Annotated in this window: 13 protein-coding genes, 5 tRNA genes, 2 pseudogenes and 1 riboswitch; of the genes and pseudogenes, 9 read left to right on the top strand and 11 right to left on the bottom strand. The window is 71.8% G+C overall.

The window, feature by feature from the left end; translation table 11 throughout:
* Positions 1–65 precede the first annotated feature (65 nt).
* A complete protein-coding gene (locus IO36_RS02305; protein WP_037615254.1) occupies positions 66–1,427 on the top strand; it encodes a PrsW family intramembrane metalloprotease in 1,362 nt (453 codons plus the stop codon).
* Positions 1,428–1,482: 55 nt separating this feature from the next.
* Here the strand turns inward: IO36_RS02305 and IO36_RS02300 are convergent, their stop codons facing one another.
* From IO36_RS02300 to IO36_RS02280, 5 genes and pseudogenes are all read right to left on the bottom strand, one after another.
* Positions 1,483–2,427 (bottom strand): aldo/keto reductase, encoded by a 945-nt coding sequence (locus IO36_RS02300; RefSeq protein WP_037615252.1) that lies wholly within the window; start codon positions 2,425–2,427, stop codon positions 1,483–1,485.
* A 229-nt stretch (positions 2,428–2,656) separates the two neighbouring features.
* On the bottom strand, positions 2,657–3,691 hold the full coding sequence (locus IO36_RS02295; protein ID WP_037615249.1) for a M23 family metallopeptidase: 1,035 nt from the start codon (positions 3,689–3,691) through the stop codon (positions 2,657–2,659).
* Positions 3,692–3,702: 11 nt separating this feature from the next.
* Positions 3,703–3,856: riboswitch (cyclic di-AMP (ydaO/yuaA leader) on the bottom strand.
* Positions 3,857–4,117: 261 nt separating this feature from the next.
* Positions 4,118–4,345 (bottom strand): annotated as a pseudogene (locus tag IO36_RS02290) (SpoIIE family protein phosphatase); the annotation flags it as partial.
* Positions 4,346–4,454: 109 nt separating this feature from the next.
* A tRNA-Met gene (locus IO36_RS02285) sits at positions 4,455–4,528 on the bottom strand.
* Between the two features lie 83 nt (positions 4,529–4,611).
* Entirely contained in the window at positions 4,612–5,754 is a 1,143-nt protein-coding gene (locus IO36_RS02280; protein WP_037615245.1) for a dihydrofolate reductase family protein, read from the bottom strand.
* A gap of 66 nt (positions 5,755–5,820) precedes the next feature.
* On the opposite strand from IO36_RS02280, the gene IO36_RS02275 reads away from it, so the two are divergent.
* A complete protein-coding gene (locus tag IO36_RS02275) occupies positions 5,821–6,330 on the top strand; it encodes a MarR family winged helix-turn-helix transcriptional regulator (RefSeq protein WP_037615243.1) in 510 nt (169 codons plus the stop codon).
* 122 nt (positions 6,331–6,452) lie between these two features.
* Positions 6,453–7,106: a GTP cyclohydrolase II gene (locus IO36_RS02270; protein WP_037615241.1), complete on the top strand. Its 654-nt coding sequence runs from the start codon at positions 6,453–6,455 to the stop codon at positions 7,104–7,106.
* A 125-nt stretch (positions 7,107–7,231) separates the two neighbouring features.
* Here IO36_RS02270 and IO36_RS02265 read toward each other — a convergent pair.
* The 6 genes and pseudogenes from IO36_RS02265 to IO36_RS02240 all read right to left on the bottom strand — a co-directional run bounded on the left by IO36_RS02265 (position 7,232) and on the right by IO36_RS02240 (position 16,780).
* A tRNA-Lys gene (locus tag IO36_RS02265) sits at positions 7,232–7,304 on the bottom strand.
* A gap of 122 nt (positions 7,305–7,426) precedes the next feature.
* Complete coding sequence (locus IO36_RS02260; protein WP_037615239.1) at positions 7,427–8,962, bottom strand: amino acid permease; 1,536 nt, start codon at positions 8,960–8,962, stop codon at positions 7,427–7,429.
* A 58-nt stretch (positions 8,963–9,020) separates the two neighbouring features.
* Complete coding sequence (locus tag IO36_RS02255) at positions 9,021–12,173, bottom strand: FG-GAP repeat domain-containing protein (RefSeq protein ID WP_245173087.1); 3,153 nt, start codon at positions 12,171–12,173, stop codon at positions 9,021–9,023.
* 233 nt (positions 12,174–12,406) lie between these two features.
* A pseudogene (locus IO36_RS02250) lies at positions 12,407–14,403 on the bottom strand (DEAD/DEAH box helicase).
* Positions 14,404–14,759: 356 nt separating this feature from the next.
* Positions 14,760–15,299, bottom strand: a complete 540-nt coding sequence (locus tag IO36_RS02245) for a hypothetical protein (RefSeq protein ID WP_037615237.1) — start codon at positions 15,297–15,299, stop codon at positions 14,760–14,762.
* 239 nt (positions 15,300–15,538) lie between these two features.
* Positions 15,539–16,780, bottom strand: coding sequence for a serine hydrolase domain-containing protein (locus IO36_RS02240; RefSeq protein ID WP_051899901.1), 1,242 nt, complete (start codon positions 16,778–16,780; stop codon positions 15,539–15,541).
* 162 nt (positions 16,781–16,942) lie between these two features.
* Here IO36_RS02240 and IO36_RS02235 point away from each other — a divergent pair, with 162 nt between their 5' ends.
* The 6 genes from IO36_RS02235 to IO36_RS45680 all read left to right on the top strand — a co-directional run bounded on the left by IO36_RS02235 (position 16,943) and on the right by IO36_RS45680 (position 19,992).
* The gene (locus IO36_RS02235) at positions 16,943–17,293 is read left to right on the top strand and encodes a metallopeptidase family protein (protein WP_037615235.1); all 351 of its coding nucleotides are present in this window, start codon (positions 16,943–16,945) and stop codon (positions 17,291–17,293) included.
* Positions 17,294–17,406: 113 nt separating this feature from the next.
* Positions 17,407–19,011, top strand: coding sequence for a metallophosphoesterase family protein (locus tag IO36_RS02230; RefSeq protein ID WP_037615232.1), 1,605 nt, complete (start codon positions 17,407–17,409; stop codon positions 19,009–19,011).
* Between the two features lie 80 nt (positions 19,012–19,091).
* A tRNA-Glu gene (locus tag IO36_RS02225) sits at positions 19,092–19,164 on the top strand.
* A gap of 49 nt (positions 19,165–19,213) precedes the next feature.
* Positions 19,214–19,288: transfer RNA gene (locus tag IO36_RS02220), tRNA-Asp, on the top strand.
* Between the two features lie 24 nt (positions 19,289–19,312).
* Positions 19,313–19,386: transfer RNA gene (locus IO36_RS02215), tRNA-Phe, on the top strand.
* 231 nt (positions 19,387–19,617) lie between these two features.
* On the top strand, positions 19,618–19,992 hold the full coding sequence (locus IO36_RS45680; RefSeq protein ID WP_051899899.1) for a hypothetical protein: 375 nt from the start codon (positions 19,618–19,620) through the stop codon (positions 19,990–19,992).
* The last annotated feature ends 16 nt before the right edge of the window (positions 19,993–20,008 follow it).

The raw sequence follows: 20,008 nt of genomic DNA, 5'->3' as shown, positions 1-20,008 counted from the left end.
GGGATCTCCCACGGACCCTCGGACTACCGTCGCGGACCACGCCCTCCCTCGTTAGGGTCAATGCCGTGGCCATCCAATTTCCGTACCCCACCCGGCCCGGTGCCCCCACCGGACCCGGGCCGAGACATCCGCGCTGGTGGCAGCGCAGTTGGGTGCGGTACGGCGCGCTGATCACCCTGCTCGCGATATCGGGTCTGGTGATCCTCGCGCTCGTCCGCGAACAGACGGGAACCGAGGGCTTCCTGGTCGGCCTCGGACTGGCCGTGTTCCCCGTCCCCCTGCTGATCGCCGCCTTCCGGTGGCTGGACCGGGTCGAACCGGGCCCCTGGCGCAACCTGCTCTTCTCCTTCGCCTGGGGTGCCTGCGCGGCCGCCCTCATAGCGATCGTCGCGAACAGTTTCGCGACCCGCTGGATCGCGATGACGACCGCGGACCCCTCCGGCGCCGACACGCTCGGGGCGACCGTCATAGCGCCCGTCGTCGAGGAGTCCGCGAAGGCGGCGGCGGTGCTGCTCGTCTTCCTCTTCCGCAGACGGGACTTCACCGGGATCGTCGACGGGGTCGTCATCGCCGGGGTCACCGCCACCGGCTTCGCGTTCACCGAGAACATCCTCTATCTCGGCACCGCCTTCGGGACCGACCGGCTCAGCGGGGAGAGCGGGCTCGCCTCCGTCACCGCGGCGACCTTCTTCGTCCGGGTGGTGATGTCGCCCTTCGCGCATCCGCTGTTCACGGTGCTGACCGGGATCGGCTTCGGCGTCGCGGCCCTGTCCGCCGAACGCCGACGGGTGCGCCGGGTGCTGCTGCCGCTCACCGGACTGCTGCTCGCGATGGGCATGCACGCGCTCTGGAACGGCTCCTCCGGCTTCGACCGGTTCGGCTTCTTCGGCGTGTACGTGGTGTTCATGGTGCCCGCGTTCGGGCTGCTGACCTGGCTCGCCGTGTGGACGCGGCAGCGGGAGCTGCGGACGGTCCGCGCCGAACTGCCCGTGTACTGCGCGGCCGGCTGGCTGGGCGCGGCCGAGCCCTGGGCCCTCGGCTCGATGCGGGCGCGCCAGCTCGCCCGCGAGTACGCCGGTCATCACTTCGGCAAGGAGGCGGCCCGCTCGGTGGCCCGGTACGAGGCCTACGCGACCACGCTGGCGGCCCTGCGGCACCGGGGGCGCCGGGGCCGTGCGGGCGCCGACTTCGTCGTACGGGAGCGCGAGTTGCTGGAGGAGCTGTGGCGCCGCCGGGAGATCGCGCGTCCGGCGCTCGCGTACGCGGCCCGGATCACGGCGCCGCTGCCCGCGCCGGCGCCCTGGCCTGCACCCGGGTACGGGTACGGATACGTCGCCCCGCCCGCGCGGCCGTACGGCACTCCGCCGCGGCCGTCCGCGCCGGCGCCGTACCCCGCGTACGACCCGTACCGCACGTACCGCACGTAGACCTCCGCGGGCAGCGGGGGGTCCGCCCGGTGCCGTGCCGGCGCCCCGGAGAGGTCTACGCCGACGCCGCCGCCAGGCGGGTCAGTTCCTCGTCCGTCAGGACCAGGTCGGCGACCCCGAGCAGGGCGGGGAGCTGTTCCACGGTGCGGGCGGAGGCGATCGGCGCGGCGACCGTCGGCTGTGCCGCCAGCCAGGCGAGGGCGACGGTCGGGACGGCGACGCCGTGGTCCGCGGCGATCTCGTCGAGGGCGGCGAGGACCCGCGGTCCGCGTTCCGTGCCGAGGTGCCTGGCCGCGCCGGCCGCCCGGGGCGAGTCGACCGTCGCGCCGGGGCGGTACTTGCCGGTGAGGAAGCCCGCGGCGAGCGCGAAGTACGGGACGGCCGCCAGACCGGCCCGGGAGGCGAGGTCGCGCAGCGGGCCCTCGTAGGTGTCGCGCGAGACCAGGTTGTAGTGCGGCTGGAGGGCGACATAGCGCGCGAGGCCCTCGCGGTCGGAGAAGTCCAGGGACTCCCGCAGCCGCTCCGGAGTGATGTTGGAGGCGGCGATGTGCCGCACCTTGCCCGCCCTCACCAGCTCGTCGAGGGCGCCGATGATCTCCTCGACGGGCACCTCGGGCTTGTCGAAGTGCGTGTAGTAGAGGTCGATGTGATCGGTGCCCAGGCGGCGCAGCGAGGCGTCGGCCGCGGCCTTGATGGTGGCGGCGGACAGTCCCTGGTGCGCGGGGTGCTCGCTGACCTTGGTGGCGACCACGATGTCGTCGCGGTTGCCGCGGGTCCTGAGCCAGTTGCCGATGATGGTCTCGGACTCGCCGCCCTCGTTCCCCTCGACCCACTTGGAGTAGGAGTCGGCCGTGTCGAGGAAGTTGCCGCCGGCGGCGGCGTAGGCGTCCAGCACGGCGAAGGAGCGGGTCTCGTCGGCGGTCCAGCCGAAGACGTTGCCGCCGAGGGAGAGCGGGAAGACCTCGAGGTCGGACGATCCGAGCTTGCGAAGGGAAGTCATGTGGGGGATCAACACCCGCGCCGGATGGATGTATTCCACAATGACCCGGGCCGCGGCGGGAGCGCCGTCGTGTCGGACATCCGCCTGACCGGCGGCCCTGACGTCGGGGGGGTTGACGTCAGGACCACCGGAGACCAGGCAGGACGTGCACGGGACACGCGCCGGGGGCGGTCCGCGTGCCCGTCATCCGCGCGGGGCCCGGGGGCCCGTAGGGATCAGGGGCCGGGGATCAGGGGTTGAGGCCCTTGCTCTGGAGCCAGGCCATCGGGTCGATGCCGGTGGCGGCGCCGCCGGGGTGCACCTCGAGGTGCAGGTGCGGCCCGGTGACGTTGCCCGTCGCGCCCACGCGTCCGATGACGTCGCCGGTGGCGACCTTCTGGCCGACGGTGACGCTGATCGAGGACTGGTGGCAGAACCAGAGTTCCGTACCGTCGTCGAGGGTGAGGATCGTGCGGTAGCCGTAGGCGCCCGCCCAGCCGGCCTCGGTGATGGTGCCGCTGTGGATCGCCTTGATGAGCGTTCCGGTGGGCGCCGCGAAGTCGAGTCCGGTGTGGTAGCCGGAGGACCACATCGAGCCGGCCTCGCCGAAGCGCGAGGTCAGGGTGTACGAGGAGGTCGGCAGCGAGTAGCTCTTGGCGAGCTCGGCGAGGCGCTCCTGCTCGGCCTTCGCCTTGGCCGCCTCCTCCGCCTTCTCCTTCGCGGCGGCGGCCTTGGCCTCCGCCTCGTCCTGCTGCTTGGCGGCGGTCGCGACGGCCTTCTTCGCGGCGGCCGTCTGGGCGGCCTGCTGCGTGGCGGTGTCGGCCTGGTTCTGCTGCGACTGGGCCTGCTGCATGATGCGGTCGCGCAGCGCCTCGCCGGCGTCGGTGGCGCCGTGGGCGGTGTCGGAGTTCGTCAGACCCGCGGTGGTGAGCGGGGTCGTGGAGCCCTTGGGAGTGCTGGAGCCGCTGTCCGAGATCAGTGCCTTGGCCGACGCGGTGACCGTCGACAGGTCGGGCAGCGAGATCGAGACGGGGGGCTTGCCCGGAGCGGCGCTGGCGATGCCGCCCGCTCCGACGGCGGCTATGACGCCGACGCCGAGAACCGTGGAGCTGCGGGCGAGTCCTCCGCCGCGCTGCTTGCCCGTGCGATGCCGGCCGCGGACGGGAGCGACGGAGTCCGCGGTGGGATTCCACTCCTCCCAGGGGCCCTCATCCGTGCCGTAGCCGAAGGTGTGCGTTTCGTTCGGCGCGAACGAGGTTGGCTGAGCGGGCCGGTTGGACGCCACGTGGGCGCACTCCTTTCCTTCCTTGCCGCCTACCGGGTTAGCTGACGGGTTCGGAGCAGGAAGGTCTCCTACGGGCGTACTGCCACCGTGACACGGCGGATTACGCTCGATTCACCCCAGAAAATGGGTCCCCGGTTCCCTTGCGGGATTCGGCGCGTGCGCACGGAGCCGCCTCTTGTGACGGTTGTGACGACCGCGCTGCGTTATCGAACGTTAATAGACCCGGGCACCGAATTCCAAGCTGTTCCCGGTGATCGTTAACGGCTTTCGGCCTGGACTTTGGGGTCATGACCGATGAAAAACGGGCGAGTTGACCTCGTGTCTTCTACACGGGTTTACCTGACGGTACGTCAGTTGTTATGCGCAGGGACACCACTCGGTCACCGCTCGTGACCGGACCGGGGAACGGCTTCCGCGCGGGGGGTTTCAGGGCCGCCGCACGGCCAGCAGCGCCATGTCGTCGGCCAGTGTCCCGCCCGTATGCCGGCGGACCGCTTCGGACAGCGCGGTCAGCAGCGCGTCGGGGCAGGGGAAGGCCCGTCCGGCCAGCCAGGCGGCGGGGTCGAAGAACTCCCCCCGCTCGTCGCGGGCCTCGGACAGTCCGTCGGTGTGCAGGAGCAGCGTCGCTCCGCGCGGGAAGCACTCCCGCCTGGCGGGCGACCGGGGTGGCCCGACCGGGGCATGCGGGGGCACCTGGATGCGGGGGTACGAAAACACCAAGGGCCGGAACTCGTGAATCCGAGTTCCGGCCCTTGGTCTTCAGTAGCGGGGACAGGATTTGAACCTGCGACCTCTGGGTTATGAGCCCAGCGAGCTACCGAGCTGCTCCACCCCGCGTCGGTGAAACCAGTGTACGCCATCCGCGGGACGCGAAGCACATCCGTTTGTCCGCGCCCCTCCGGCGAGCGCGGGCACCGGTCCTACCGGGTCGGCAGATGCCGGTTGGGGGCCTGGGCGCGGTCCGCGTACTCGGGGAGGACGACGACGTCTGCGCCGGCGGCGGCGAGGAGCCCGTTCCCGTCGGCGTCCGTGACGAAGGTGTCGGGCTCGCGCCAGGCGGTGACGACCCGCCGCACCCCGGCGTCCAGGATGTGCCGGGCGCAGGGCACGGGCCGGGAGGCGCGGTGGGCGCACGGCTCCAGGCTGCTGTAGACGGTGGCGGTGGCCAGCCGGGGATCGGCCGGGTCGATCTTGGCGAGGGCGGCCTCCTCGGCGTGCACGGCCGGGTCGCCTCCCTCGCGGGAGTGTCCCCTGGCCAGCTCGGTCCCGTCGGCCGCGACGACCACGGCGCCGACGCTGAACGCGGTCTGCGACGGCGGGCACAGCCCGGCCAGCTCGCAGGCGAGCTCCAGCCACCGGCGGTCCGCGGCGGCGGCGTGCGGGCCGGTGCCGGGCGCGGTGGGGACGTACCGGATGAGCACGATGTCGCCGACGGGCCGGGTCTCCTCGATCCGCAGCCGGCCCGGCGGGTAGTCCCCGGGTCCGAACAGCCGCGGTGCGTCCGGCTGCCCGACGAACAGCGGGGCGACGGCGAGCTGCAGTTCGTCGGCGAGCTGCTCGCGCATGAGCTGGGTGTGGACCTTGCCGCCCCCCTCGACCATGAGGCGGCGCACGCCCCGTACGTCGTGGAGGTGTTCCAGCAGCACGCGCCAGTCCAGACGGGGGCCGGTCGCGACGACGTCGACGCCGACGATGCCGCCCAGCAGTTCCGACGCCCGCCGCGCGCCCTCGTCGCTCGTGTAGAGGACCTTCTCGCCGCCCGTGTGCCAGAACTGCGCCGCCGGGTCGAGCTCGCCGGAGCCGCTGACGGTGACCTTCAGGGGGTACTCGGGGCGGCCTCCGGCGACCCGGGCCGCGCGCCGCTCGGCGGAGTTCACCAGGAGCCGCGGGTTGTCGGTGCGCAGCGTTCCGGCGCCGACCAGGATGGCGTCGCTGGCCGCCCGCACCTCGTCGACCCGGTCGAAGTCGGCCGGGCCCGAGAGCAGCAGCCGTTCGGGGCCGGTGTCGTCCAGGTAGCCGTCGAGGGAGACGGCGGCGGACAGCAGGACGTAGGGACGGGGCATCGGGACGCATCCTCCGGTCGCACGCGCACAGTGGTTCAAGTTTTAAACAATACCTAGACTGGTCTCATGACGACCCGCTGGCTCTCCGCCGCCGAACAGCGCGCCTGGCGCTCGTACGTCTCCGCGACCTCCCTCCTGGAGGACACCATCGACCGCCGGTTGCAGGCGGAGGCGGGGATGCCCCACCTTTACTACTCCATCCTGGCCAGACTGTCCGAGGCTCCGGACCGGCGGCTGCGGATGACCGACCTCGCCGAGGCCCAGAAGATCACCCGCAGCCGGCTGACGTACGCGGTGACGCGGCTGGAGAAGGACGGCACGGTGCGCCGCGAGGGCTGCCCCACCGACCGGCGCGGACACATGGCCGTCCTGACCGACGCGGGCATGGCCCTCCTGGAGCGGACCGCGCCGGGACACGTCGAGACGGTGCGGGCGGCGCTCTTCGACCATCTGAGCCCCGAGCAGGTGGAACAGCTGGAGGAGATCTGCGGAACCATCACCCGGGCGATCCAGGACGGGAATTCGGGGGCGTCCGGGGAAGATCTGCCCTGGCGGCGGCGTTCCTGCTCCTCGTGAGGCGCTCGCGGGACGCGTGAACCCCGTTGCTTGAAGTTTTAAGCAGATGTAGTGTCTCGTCCCGAGGCTGTGCTTCAAATCTGAAGCACAGCCGGTACGAACCCGCCGGACGGAGAGACACCATGCGCGACCACCCCACCGCCACCGTGCGCACCCGCGTCCGCGTTCCCCTGCGCTTCGGCGACGGCTACTCCGTCGACGCCGAGCTCGTGACCTTCCACGGCCTCGACGACGGCAAGGAACACCTGGCCGTCGTCCTCGGCGAGCCCGGCGCGAACCCGCTGGTGCGGCTGCACTCCGAATGCCTGACCGGCGACGTGTTCGGCTCGGCCCGCTGCGACTGCGGCCCCCAGCTGCGCGAGGCCGTGGAGCAGATCGCGGACCGCGGCGGCGTCCTGCTGTACCTGCGCCAGGAGGGCCGCGGCATCGGCCTCTACAACAAGCTGGACGCCTACGCCCTCCAGGACCAGGGCCTCGACACCTACGCCGCCAACGCGGCGCTCGGCCTGCCCGAGGACGGCCGTGACTACACGGTGGCCGCCCAGATGCTCCAGGCCCTCGGCATCGACTCGCTGGACCTGCTCTCCAACAACCCGGACAAGGCCGAACAGCTCCGCGAGCTCGGCGTCACGGTCGCCCACCGGGTCCCGACGGGCGTCTTCACCACCGCCCACAACGTCCGCTACCTGCGCGCCAAGGTCCTCCAGACCCAGCACACGCTGCCGCTGCCGGACCTCGTGGAGCGCGCGGAACTCACGGACCTCTCGGCGGGCTGACACCCCGACAGCCCGGCCCGCACCCGCTCCCGCTCCCGCTCCCGCTCCCGCGAGGGGGCGGCGCGAGGGTCCCCGAAAACAACAAGCCCCCGGCTCGGAACACCTCTGAGCCGGGGGCTTTCGCGTAGACCCTGTGGGACTCGAACCCACAACCAATGGATTAAAAGTCCACTGCTCTGCCAATTGAGCTAAGGGTCCCCGCACCGGAAAACACCGGCACGGCGCACCGGAGCGCGCCGATGCATCCCCGAGCATAGCGGGACGTGGCCGGGACTCCGATCGGGTATCGGGGGTCCCGGCCACGCCGGGGGCCCGCAAGGTCAGGGATCGACCGGTTCGGGTGCACCCTTGCGGGCGGCCTCGCGGTCGATCGTGCGCTGGTGCTCGGGGTTGAGGAACCAGTGCCGGGCCGAGGCGAGCCACCAGGCGGCGGCGAAACCGAGGACGACGAGGACGGCGACCGGGGCGTAGTTGAACGTCTCCCAGGTGACCGGGGAGACCTGGGGCAGCATGAACAGCACGGTGATGACGGCCACCCAGCCGACCGCGATCACCCCGACGGGACGGGACCAGCGGCCCAGGTGCCAGGGCCCGCGTTCGAAGGCGTCGCCCTTGCGCACCCGCAGCAGGGTCGGGATGACGTAGGCGACGTAGAGGCCGATCACCGCGATCGACGTCACGGCCGCGTAGGCCGCGTAGTTGATCAGATAGGGCAGGCCGAGCACGAGGGCGCCCAGCGCGGCCAGCCAGACGGCCGCCACGGGGGTCCGGGTGCGCGGGTGCACCGTGTGCCACACCGACGAGAACGGCAGCGCGCCGTCCCGCGAGAACGCGTAGATCATGCGGCTGTTGGCGGTCACGGACGCCATGCCGCAGAACAGCTGGGCGCCGATCACGACGAGCAGCAGGAGCTTGCCCGCGGTCGCGCCGAGCGCGTCCAGCAGGATCTGCGCCGGAGGCGCGCCCGTCGCCGAGCCCAGCTCCTTGTCGTAGGACTGGATCGCGAAGGTGAAACCGAGGAGCAGGACGAACCCGGCGATCCACGAGGTCCAGATGGAGCGCACGATGCCCTTGGGCCCGGCCGTGGAGGCATCGTGGGTCTCCTCGGTCATATGGGCGGAGGCGTCGTACCCGGTGAACGTGTACTGGGCCATCAGAAGTCCGATCAGGACCACGTAGACCCCGCTGCCCCAGCCCGTGTGGTTCACGAACTTCGTGAACACGAAGCCGGCCGACTGGTGGTGGTCCGGGACGAAGGTCAGCGCGCCGACGATGACGGCGACACCGACGACATGCCACCACACGCTGATGCTGTTGAGGAGGGCGACGATCCCCACGCCGAAGGTGTTGAGGAGGCCGTGCAGGATCAGGATCGCGGTGAACAGCAGGATCGTGCGGCCCGGCGTCACCTCAAAGTCGAACTGGAGGTTCAGATAGGCGCCGAGGAACAGGGCCGCGCCGAAGTCGATGCCGGCGGTCACCGCGACCTGGCCGAGGACGTTGAACCAGCCCGTGAACCACGCCCAGGCGGCCCGGCTGCGCTCCGGGGCGAGCCGGTGCGCCCAGAAGTACAGCCCGGCGGACGTCGGATAGGCCGAACAGATCTCGGCCATCGCGAGGCCGACGAACAGGGTCATCAGTCCGACGGCGACCCAGCCCCAGGTGATCACGGCGGGGCCGCCGGTGTTCATACCGAACTGATACAGGGTCAGGCAGCCCGACAGGACCGAGATGATCGTGAAGGAGACCGCGTAGTTGGAGAACGCCGACATGCGGCGGGCGAGAACCTGCGTGTAGCCGAGCTGGGCCAGCCGCTCTTCGTCCGACAGCCCAGTCACTCTGGCGTCATCTGTCATGCCCCCAGCGATTCCCTCGCCGGGGGCATGACATGCGCCGGGCCGACGGGCAATGTGGCTAGAAAAGGCCCTTGTAGCCCTGCCACCCGCCGACGATCTTCACGCGGGGACCGAACGAGCCCGTCCCCGTACCGGCGTTGCGGTAGACGTTCCCCGAGGTGTCGCGCTCGACCAGGTCGCTCCTCCCGTCGCCGGTGATGTCGCCGACGCCGACGATCGCGTTGTAGGAGGCGCCCCAGCCGGTGAACACCTTGACCCGGTCCTTCAACAGGCCGGTCCCGGTGCCGTCGTAGCGGTACAGCGTTCCCGCCCCGTCCCGCGCGAGCACGTCCCCGATCCCGTCGCCGTTCAGGTCCCCGGCGCCGACGACCTTGGTGTAGCCCGTCCACGCCGTGCGGATCCTCCTGCCCGCCGAGAGCGTTCCGTCGCTCTTCGCCGCGAACAGGTAGAGGTCGCCGGTCGAGGACTTCCGCGAGAGCAGATCCGGCCGCCCGTCACCGGTCAGGTCGCCGGGCGAGGTCAGGACGTCATACGCGTTCCAGCCGGTGCCGAGCGCCTTGTACGAGGTCGAGGGGGTCGGCGCCGTGCCGCACGCGGGCTTGTAGCCGCGCAGGGCCCCGTCGCTCATCCGCACCAGGACGTCGTTGCAGCGGTCGCCGTTCAGATCGCCGAACGGCACCGCGACCGTCTTGGCCGACCAGCCGTTGCCGGTGGCCTTCCCGGCGAACGCGCCCTTCCCGTCGCCCTGCTGGAAGGTCAGCCCTCCCGACGCGTTGAGCGTGAGCAGGTCGCCGGTGCCGTCCGGGGCCCCCTCGGCGCCGACGTGGTCGTGGCGCACCGGGCTGCCGCCCTTGAGCCGGACCGTGCCGCGGACCTGGAGAGGGGCGCCGACCCCGTCCGCGGGGGTGACGGACACCGTCCAGTCGTAGGTGCCGTCCGGGACGGAGGTGTCGCCCTGGAGGGCCGGGTCGTCCCCGTGCCAGCCGACGGTCAGCTCGCCGCGCGCGGCGGAGCCGTCGCGGCCGTCGTCGTAGACCTTGCCGGTGGCACGGTTGCGCACCGTCAGGTCCCAGCCCGCGGCCGGCTTCGACAGCAGCAGGGTGGTCAGGGTGTCCGGGACGGTGTCGACCGCGTGCGCCTGCACGGACGGCTCGTTCCTGGCGGGCGCCAGCAGCCGCAGCGGCTGCTCGGGCACCCCGGACGGTACGAGGTGCACGCGCTCCTGGCCGTCCACGTACGCGGCGTTCGCACCGGACTCGTCGACCGTCCAGCGCACGTCCCGCTGGGAGACGCCGGTGTCGGGCAGGTCGCCGATGACCCGGCTCACGGCGCTGCCGCCGGCCACCGTCGTGAGCGTCAGCTTCCCGGCCGCCCTGTCGTGCGTGACGACGTAGCCGTCGCCGAGCTTCGCCTCGTCGGCCGGCACCGCGACGGACTTCTTCGCCGTACGGTCGTAGACACCGGCCCTGCCGTCACAGGTCCAGTAGATCCAGCGGCCCAGCGCCTGCAACTCGGTCGGCACGCAGCCGGCGTCGGTGACGAGCGTCTCCGTCGTCCGCTTCGCGGTCAGGTCGTACGCCGTGAGGGTGCCGGGCGTGGACCCCGCCGTCCAGAGCACGTCACCGGAGAGCGCGGCGGCACCGGGGGCACGGGTGAGGACGGGAGCGCCGGCGTCGTCGAGCGCGTACACGTCCTGCCGGTCGGCGGTGGTGTGGACGAGGTAGCGCCCCGAGACGTCGGTGATGCGCCCGCCCGCGGGCACGCTCCGCTCCCAGAGGTCGTTGCTCTTCGGCCCGTTGACCCGGATCAGGTCCTTCGTCGCCGAGGAGTGCTCCAGCCAGGCGATCCGGCCGTCGGCCGTGCCGTGGATCTCGGAGCAGGCCACGTCCGTCGTCGCACAAGGGGCGATGACCACGGTCTCGGCGTAGGGCGAGAACTCGGACCGCTCGCCGTACGCGGGGGTGCCGGTCGCGGCGACGGTCCGGACAAAGTCGTCCCGGCGCCCGCGCAGGCTGTCGTCCGTGATCACGAGACGCCCCTGGTCGAGGGAGATGCCCTGGACGGGGACGGGGGGCCTGGGCAGCGGCTTGACCTGGGTGACGGCGGGAGTGCCGTCCGGGCCCGCGATGATGCGCTGGATGCCCCAGTCACCGGAGGCCGTACGGCCCTTCGCGACGGCGGTACCGTCCGGGACGGCGGAGACGTACGGGTCCGAAACGGGCAGCACGGTCACCGCGGGGCCGCCGGTGACCGGGACGGCTGTCACCGCCGTCCCGTTGCTCGGCCGGTGGACCAGCCAGTCACCGACCACGGCGAGGTCCTGCGCGGGGTTCACGCTGCCCCCGCCGTCCAACGTGACCTCGGCGGGGGCGGCCGACAGATCGGACCGCCCGAACACCAGAACCTTCGCCTCGTTCACGTTGAACAGGACGACGTGCTCGGGAGTGACCTGAGCTTCGAGGTAGACCTTGGAGCGCGGTGCGGTCATGCCGCTCACCTGCCCGGTCCTCCGGTCGACCATGACCGACCGGTACTGACCGTCCTGAAACGCGCTGAAGAGGAGCCCCTCGGAGTCCCCTCCCAGCGGGGAGAGAAGCTGCCACCCTGCGGGCAGCCCGGTGACCGGCACATCACGGGTCGTACCGTCCCGCTCGGGGAACAGCAGGTGCATCTCCTTGCTGGTCCTGCCGTCCTCGGCGGTGACCACGCGGTACCCGATCACCAGATCGGCGTATGCCGTGAACAGGCCCATGCCCGCAGGCGGCTGGACGGTGCGCGTGGTCCCGTCGGCCGCGTCCCACAGGTCGACCCGACGGTCCTCGTAGCGGTAGGCGAGGACGTCACTGCCCGTACCCCACGTACCGAGGACGCCCTCAGGCTGCGGCACCGGTACGGACACCCCGTCCGCGTAGCGCGTCCAGACCAGTCCGGAGTGTCCCTCCAGCCGGTGGAAAACACCCTGGGCACCGGCGCCGTCGTGCCCCTTGTAGGTGGAGGCGCTGAAGAGCGTCGCCGACGTGGAGGTGCTCCGCAACGCGGCGGGAACCACCGTCTCCTGGGCGGCGCCCACCGCGGAGGCGGGCGTGGGCAGCAGCGGGATCACACCGCCGGCGAGCATCGCGGACGCCGCGGCGGCGACGGCGGCGGCGCGTCCGGCTCTCGCGGGGCGGACGAAGGAACGTCCGGGGCGGACGAAGGAACGACGAATCAAGGAAACCCCTCCCGAAGCAGTGCGGGGAGACCTCGCCGTCCCGGGCCTGAGCCCGGCCCCCAGCAGTCACATCCCTCGCACAAGTCGACGAATATTACAGGGAGTTGACTGGGCGACAGCAACGGCTTTTCCCATCGCCGGCCCCGGGAACGACGATGTGGCCCCCACCCGGTCCGGGTGGGGGCCACATCAGGTCGCTGAGCCGTCAGGCGTCAGAACTCGGCTGTCAGGTGTCAGCCGTTGCGCTTCCAGCGCGGCTTCTCGTCGCGGCGGAACGAACCGGCACCCGTGGCGCGGTGGTCGTCGCGACGGCCGGTGGGACGGTCGTGGCCGGAGCGGAAGCCGCCGCCGGCGGGACGGTCGCCCTGACGGTCACGGTTGAAGGGACGGTCGCTGCCCCGGTGGCCGCCACGGTCGTCGCGGCGCTCGAAGGAACGGCCGCCACGGTCGTCGCGGTTGAAGCCGCCACCGCGGTTGTCGTCACGACGCTCGAACGAACGGCCACCGCGGTCATCGCGCGGTTGAAGCCGCCACCACGGTTGTCATCGCGACGGAAGCCACCGCCACGGTTGTCGTCACGACGCTCGAACGAACGGCCACCGCGGTCATCGCGGCGCTCGAAGGAACGGCCGCCACGGTCGTTGTCACGGCGCTCGTAGTTGCCCCGCTCGTCGCGGCGCTGACGCGGCTCGTACGCGGGACGCTCGTCGGCCTCGACGACGGTCTCGACGGCCGGCGTCTCGACGACGGCCTGCTCGGCAGCGGCCTCGGCCGCGGCGGCGACCGCCACCTCCGGGTCCTCGCCCCGCTCGCGCGCGGCACGGGCGACCAGACGGTCGGCCTCACCGCGCAGCTCGGTGGCACGGCGCTGCGCGCGCTCCAGCTCCTTGGTGAGCTGGGTGACCTCGCGCTCGGCCTGGTGGGCGGCGTCGCCCGCCGACTGGGCCTGGACCTCGGTCATCGAGCGGGCGCCGGTGATCTCGGCGACCTCGGGCTCGAAGGCCGTGCCCGAGTTGATGATGTGACGCGCGGCGTCGACGCCCGCGTCCTCCATCAGCCGGAAGATCTGGCGGCGCTGGTGCGGGAGCGACAGCGACACGACAGTGCCGGAGCGGCCCGCACGGGCGGTACGGCCGGAGCGGTGCAGGTAGTCCTTGTGGTCACCGGCCGGGTCCACGTTCAGGACCAGGTCGATGCCGTCGACGTGGATGCCGCGGGCGGCGACGTCGGTGGCGACGAGCGCGTTGACGTAGCCGTCCTTGAAGTCGGCCAGCGTCCGCGTACGGGCGCCCTGCGTCATGCCGCCGTGCAGCGCGTCGGCCTTCACACCGGCGTCGCGGAGCTGCTCGGCGATGCGGTCGGCGCCCAGCTGGGTGCGGACGAAGATGATCGTGCGGCCCTTGCGGGAGGCGATCGCGGCGGTGACCGGCGCCTTGTCCTTGGGCTTCACGATGAGGATGTGGTGCGACATCGTGGTGACGTTGCCCTGGGCGCTGTCGACCTCGTGCGTGACCGGGTTGCTCAGGTAGCGCTTGACCAGCGTGGAGATCTCGTTCTCCATGGTGGCGGAGAACAGCATGCGCTGGCCGCCGGCCGGGACCTGGTCGAGCAGCTCGGTGACCTCGGGCAGGAAGCCCAGGTCCGACATCTGGTCGGCCTCGTCGAGGACGGCGATCTGGGTGTTCTCCAGCGAGCAGGCGCCGCGGTTGATGATGTCGCGCAGACGGCCCGGGGTGGCGACGAGGATGTCGACGCCGCGCTCCAGGGCGTAGATCTGGTTGCCCATCGACGTACCGCCGCAGACGACCTTCATCTTCAGGCCGAGGACGTCGCCGTAGGGCTGCAGCGCGTCGGCGACCTGCATGGCCAGCTCACGGGTCGGCGTCAGGATGACGGCGCGCGGCTTCTTCTTCTCGGTGTGGCCGCCGGCGAGCTGCGCCAGGGTCGGCAGACCGAAGGAGAGGGTCTTGCCGGAGCCGGTGCGGCCGCGGCCGAGGATGTCCTTGCCGGCCAGGGCGTCCGGGATGGTCGCGGCCTGGATCGGGAAGGGGGTGGTCACGCCGTTCTGCGCGAGCTTGCGGACGACGCCCTCGGGGAGACCGAGGTCGGCGAAGGTGATCTCGGGAACGGCGGACTCGGTGGTCTCGATCGCCTCGATCGTGGCCTCGACCACGTCGTCGTTCTCGTTGTTCTCGGGCACGACGACGTGATCAGTACTGGAAACAGACATGCGAAATGCGAACCTTCCGGAGTTTCTTCGGCACGCGCCCAAACTCCGTGAAGTCGCAAACGACCGCCTCTATGCGGTCCGGCCACGGCAAGGGAGAGTACGCGCCACGCGGCGCTCTCTGCGGCGGCGCCGGGCAAATGGGATCAAACGATCTACTACCATACGCACCCTTCCCCCTTGAAGGCAAACCGAGCCCGTAAGACCAGGTGAGGGTGCAGTGCGAGCCAGCTGCTCGCACCACCCAAGTTACCTCGCCGCCGTCGGCCGCGCTGTTGGACGGACCACATCCGCGGCCCTTCGGCCCGTGAACCCCGCCACACCGGCCGCTGCCGCCGCCACTGCCGCTGCCGTCGCCGTTAGACCGGGGAGCCCGCCTCGGGCGCCGGTTCGCGCTGGACCAGCTGGGGCAGCGGCTGCTCGTGGGCCGACGAGGACGGCTCCGCCGTACCGGGGTCGGGCGCCGGGGACGAGGCCGGCGGGGGCTCGGGCGTCGGCTCCGCCGTCGTCCGCGTGGGAGTCGGCTCCTCACCGGGCGGCGCGGAGTTCTCGGAGGGGTCCCCGCTCTTCACCGTGATCTTCGCCGAAGGCTTCGCGCCCGGGGAGGCCGAGGCGGAGGGGTCCCCTGAGGCGGACTCCCCCGGCTTCGCCGAGGCCTTGCCGCCCTTGTGGCCCTTGCCGCCCTTGCCGCTCTTCCCGCCGAACGACCCGATCCCGCCGCCCCCCGCGGCCCCGCCGCCGGGCACCCCGTCGGCGTGTCTGCCCGCCGACTGCGAGGGCGCCGGCCGCCCCGCGTCGTCGCCGACGCTCATGCAGCCGGCGGTCGCGGCCACGGTCAGGACCGCGGCGACCAGCCGGGCGGGTACGCGCGAACGGACGGGTACGTACAAGGCGCGCACGGGCGGCCACCTCCGGACGGGGTGTCCCCCGCTCGGAAGGAGCCGGGAGCGTGGGGAGAAACGGGAGTTCTCCCTGCCCAACTCCCGTCGCCCGCGCGAGGACACGCGCCCCCCGGGCCCAACCGGACCCGGGGGGCGTGCGCTCCGGGCCCACATCGGACCCGGAGGGCGTGCGCCGGGCCCGCCCTCCGCCGCACCCGCGGGCGCGGCCGTGCCGGACGCGGCGGGCCGGCCGCAGGTCAGCCGACGGCCAGCGGCGCCTCGGGAGCCAGCGCCGCCGCGATGCGCTGGGCGACCACCTCGGCCATGTTGCCGTCGGGCGTGTCCTTGGTCTTGGTGGCGCTGACCGCGATGGCCAGCCGCTTCGACGGGAGATACGCCTGGATCGCCGCGTAGCCGGAGAACGAGGGGTTCTGCAGGACCCATCCGTTGATCACGATGACACCCAGGCCGAAGTGCTTGGCCTCCGTCTGCGGCAGACAGACCGTGGCGGGGCAGCGGGCGGTCGGGTGACCGAGCCCGACGGTCCCCGGGTTGATCAGCGTGCGGTACGAGCGGCGCGAGATGAGCTCGCCGCTGCCGATGGCCCGGGCCGAACGGGCCAGGTCACAGATGTGCGTGGTGATCACGGCACCGGGCGCGGTGGTCCACGAGGGGTTCCAGAACGTCGACTCCTCGTACAGCCCGCGTTCGGAGGTGAAGGCGTGCAGGACCCTGCGCGGGATGTCGGGGGTGAAGTTGTTCCGGGTGTTGTCCAGACCCAGCGGGCCGGTCACCCGCTCCCGCAGGAACCGGTCGATCCGGGTACCGGTGATCTTCTCGAGCGCCTGGATCAGCAGCAGGTAATTGGCGTGCGAATAGCTCCAGTTGGTGCCCGGCTCGTACCAGAACGAATGGCTGTAGGGGTACGCGAGCAGCTGCTGCGGGGTCCAGTGGCGGAACGGGTGGGCCTCCAGCTCGGCCAGGAACGCCGGGTCGGTGACGTAGTCGTGGAGTCCGGTGGTGTTGGTCGCCAGCATCCGCAGGGTGATCCGGTTCGCCTTGGGCAGCCCGGGCAGCCAGCGCTCCACGGTGTCGTCCAGGCGGACCCGGCCCTCCTGGACCAGTTGCAGCAGCGCCGTGCCGACGTAGGAGAAGACCACGGAACCGGCGCGGAAGTGCATGTCCGGCTCGGCCGGCACTCCGGTCATGGACTCGCCGAGCGCGTCGGTGAGCACCTCGCGCCGGCCGCGGGTGACCTTCACCTCGACCGACTTCAGATGAAGATCGGCCTTGGCCTTCCGGGTGATCCCGAGGACTTCGCGGGACTCTCCGCCGAGGGGCCGCGCGGTTCGCGCGCACTCGCTCCCGCGCGGGCGGGCGGCCTCGTGGGCGGCCGCGGGCACGGCGGCGGTCTGGACGGTGACGGCGAGGAGAGCGGCGCACAGAAGGGCCTTGCGGGCTCGCGCGACCGGGCGGCCCGGGGAGGGGGTGCGTGTCATGCCCGCACTATCACCGGGCGGCCCGGACCCCTTCGGCAGCACACTCCGAAACCGGTACGAGACACCCCATGTGGGGCAGGCGCCCCGTTTCCCCGCCGGATCCGGGCCCTTCCGGTCTCCGTCGTACGCCGCCGGCACCCCGCCATCCCCGACAATGGCGGGGTGCTGGAGATGACGCGCGAAACCTTCGAAGAGCTCGTGAGCCAGGCGCTGGACCGGATCCCGCCGGAGCTGACCCGGGTGATGGACAACGTCGCCGTGTTCGTCGAGGACGAGCCTCCGGCGGACGACCCCGAGCTGCTGGGGCTCTACGAAGGCACTCCGCTCACCGACCGCGGCGAGTGGTACGCCGGTGTGCTGCCCGACCGCATCACGATCTACCGGGGTCCCACCCTGCGCCGGTGCGAGACGACGGACGAGGTGGTCCACGAGGTCGCGGTGACCGTGATCCACGAGATCGCCCACCATTTCGGCATCGACGACGACCGGCTCCACGAACTGGGCTGGGGCTGACCGCACCACGGCGCACCCACCACGGACCCGTCCTCCCCGCGCCGCAGGCCGCCTCCTCCAGGACGGGGACGGAACCCCGCATACCCCCCGCGCCCCTTGGGCAGACGGGACGAATGGCCCGCGTCCCCGTCGCCGCAACCGCCACCGTCCGTCGTACGGCCCGCAGCACCGCCCGTCGCGCCGGACGGGCGCTCCACGCGCTCGCCCGCCGCCGCCCCGGCCGCACCGGCCGCCGGAAACCCCCCGAGCTCGAACTCGCCGCCCGCCCGAACCCGTACACCCGCGCCCTCGGGATGCTGTGCGTCGTCCTGCTCGGCGCCTGGCTGGGGCTGCTGGCCGTGGGCGACGTCCGCGTCCCGGTCGGCCCCATGAACACCACCATGACCCTGCGCCCCTCCCTCACCGGTGGCACGAAGATCAACATCTCCCCGCTCGGCGCCCTGGAACTGCGCAGCCACGAGGCCCCGCTGCGCCTGGACGTGGACGTGGACCGGCTCGACCCGGAGCGCTCCCAGGCCCTCGTCGAGCACCCCGAGCGCCTCGCCGGGCTCCAGGACGAGGTCGTACGGGACGTCGAGGACGGCACCCTGGACCTGGCCGTCCGCTCCTGCACGGCCGTGGTCGCCGGCGCCGCCGCCCTCGGCCTCGCGGTCTACCGCCGCCCGCGCCGCGCCCTCGCCGCCGGGGGTCTCGCCCTGTGCCTGCTGGGCGCCTCGGGAGCGACCGCCTTCGCCACCTGGAACCCCAAGTCGGTCCTGGAGCCGAAGTACTCCGGGCTCCTCGCCTCCGCCCCCTCCCTGGTCGGCGACGCCCGCAGCATCGTCAGCGAATTCGACGTCTACCAGAAGGAGTTGGCACGCCTGGTGACGAACGTGACGAAGCTGTACGACGTCACGTCCACCCTTCCCGCCTACGAACCCGACCCGACCACGATCCGGGTGCTCCACGTCTCCGACATCCATCTGAACCCGGCGAGCTGGAAGATCATCGCCTCGCTCGTGAAGCAGTACGCGATCGACGTGATCGTCGACTCCGGCGACACGATGGATCACGGTTCGGCGGCCGAGAACGCCTTCCTGGACCCGATACCGGACCTGGGAGCCCCCTACGTCTGGGTCCGCGGCAACCACGACTCCCGGGAGACCCAGCGCTACCTGGAACATCTGCGGAACGTGCACGTCCTGGACGACGGCCGGGCGGTCTCCGTCGCGGGCCTGCGCTTCGCCGGCATCGGCGATCCCCAGTTCACACCCGACCGCTCGTCCGCGCCGGGCGGCGACGCGGCGGAGGACCTCGCGGGCGCCCGGCTGGCCTCGGCCCTGCGCGACCAGCGCGCCGCGGGCACCCCGGCCGACATCGCCGTCGCCCACGAACCGGTCGCCGCCCGCGGGACGGACGGCCAGGTGCCCCTGGTGCTCGCGGGGCATCTGCACCACGAGGAGATGGAGATCATGAAGTACGGCACCCGGCTGCGGGTGGAGGGCTCGACGGGCGGCAGCGGGCTGCGCGCGGTCGAGCGCCGGTACCCCGCCCCGATCGAGGCCTCGGTGCTCTACATGGACCGCGACACCCACCGGCTCCAGGCCTGGGACGAGATCAGACTGGGCGGTCTCGGCGAGACGACGGCCGAGGTCAGCCGCCATCTGGCGCAGGAGAACGAGCCCGGCGCGACCCCCTCGCCGATGCCCTCGGGAACCCCCTCCACGACCTCCCCGTAAACCGTTTTGGCGATACCTCCCGCCATCCCATATGCTTCTCACGTCCCCGACGCGCTGAGAAGCGCGCAGGCGGGCCGATAGCCCTCATCGTCTAGCGGCCTAGGACGCCGCCCTTTCAAGGCGGTAGCACGGGTTCGAATCCCGTTGGGGGCACGTAACACTGTGTGCGACACTTGCATCGCTTGTTCGCACACAAAAGCTTGGTCCTGTGGAGCAGTTTGGAGTGCTCGCCACCCTGTCAAGGTGGAGGCCGCGGGTTCAAATCCCGTCAGGACCGCTGAGGTTTCTCCGGAAGCCTCGTGGCTGGGTAGCTCAGTTGGTACGAGCGATCGCCTGAAAAGCGATAGGTCGCCGGTTCGACCCCGGCCCCAGCCACAAGAACGAAACCCTCTCCGGGTCATCCGGAGGGGGTTTCGTCGTTTCCCGGGACCGGCGTGACCGGCACCGGCAAGACGCGACCGGTGCCGGCCGTACGTGCCCCGGTCCGGAACGGGCCTGGCCGGATGGCGACGGGGCGTGACCGGATAGGGACGGTCCGCTTGGCAGCGGGTGCCGGTGGCGCTAGCTTCTCTGGCTGATCGAATCGGGTTTCTTCGGGGGGACGACATGAGCCGGGACGACGCGGCCGCGCTGCGGGACACCGAGCTGGAGAAGGACCGGGCGCGCTACGGGCTGATCGCGGTCGTCATGAGCAATGTCGCCATCGCCGGCGTCGCGGTCTTCGGGGTCTGGCGGCTCGACGGCGACAAGGCCGTGATCGTCGGGGTGCTCACCGCCGCGTTCACCGCGGTGAGCAGCATGACCACCGCCTACCTGGGCATCAAAGCCGTCTCCAACACCGCCCGGTCCATCGCGCTCGGCTCGGCTCCCCGGCGGGAGCCCGCGCGCCCCGCCGCCAAGGACCCCGCGCCCGAGGCCGGCAGCGGATCCACGGCGCCCGCCGCCGAGGCTCCGGCGCCGCCCGCCCAGCGCGCCCCCTGACCCCGCCCCGCCGGCC

Source organism: Streptomyces aureus, from assembly GCF_000725495.1.
Taxonomy (GTDB): domain Bacteria; phylum Actinomycetota; class Actinomycetes; order Streptomycetales; family Streptomycetaceae; genus Streptomyces; species Streptomyces aureus_B.
This window is presented reverse-complemented; position numbering and strand designations above follow the sequence as displayed.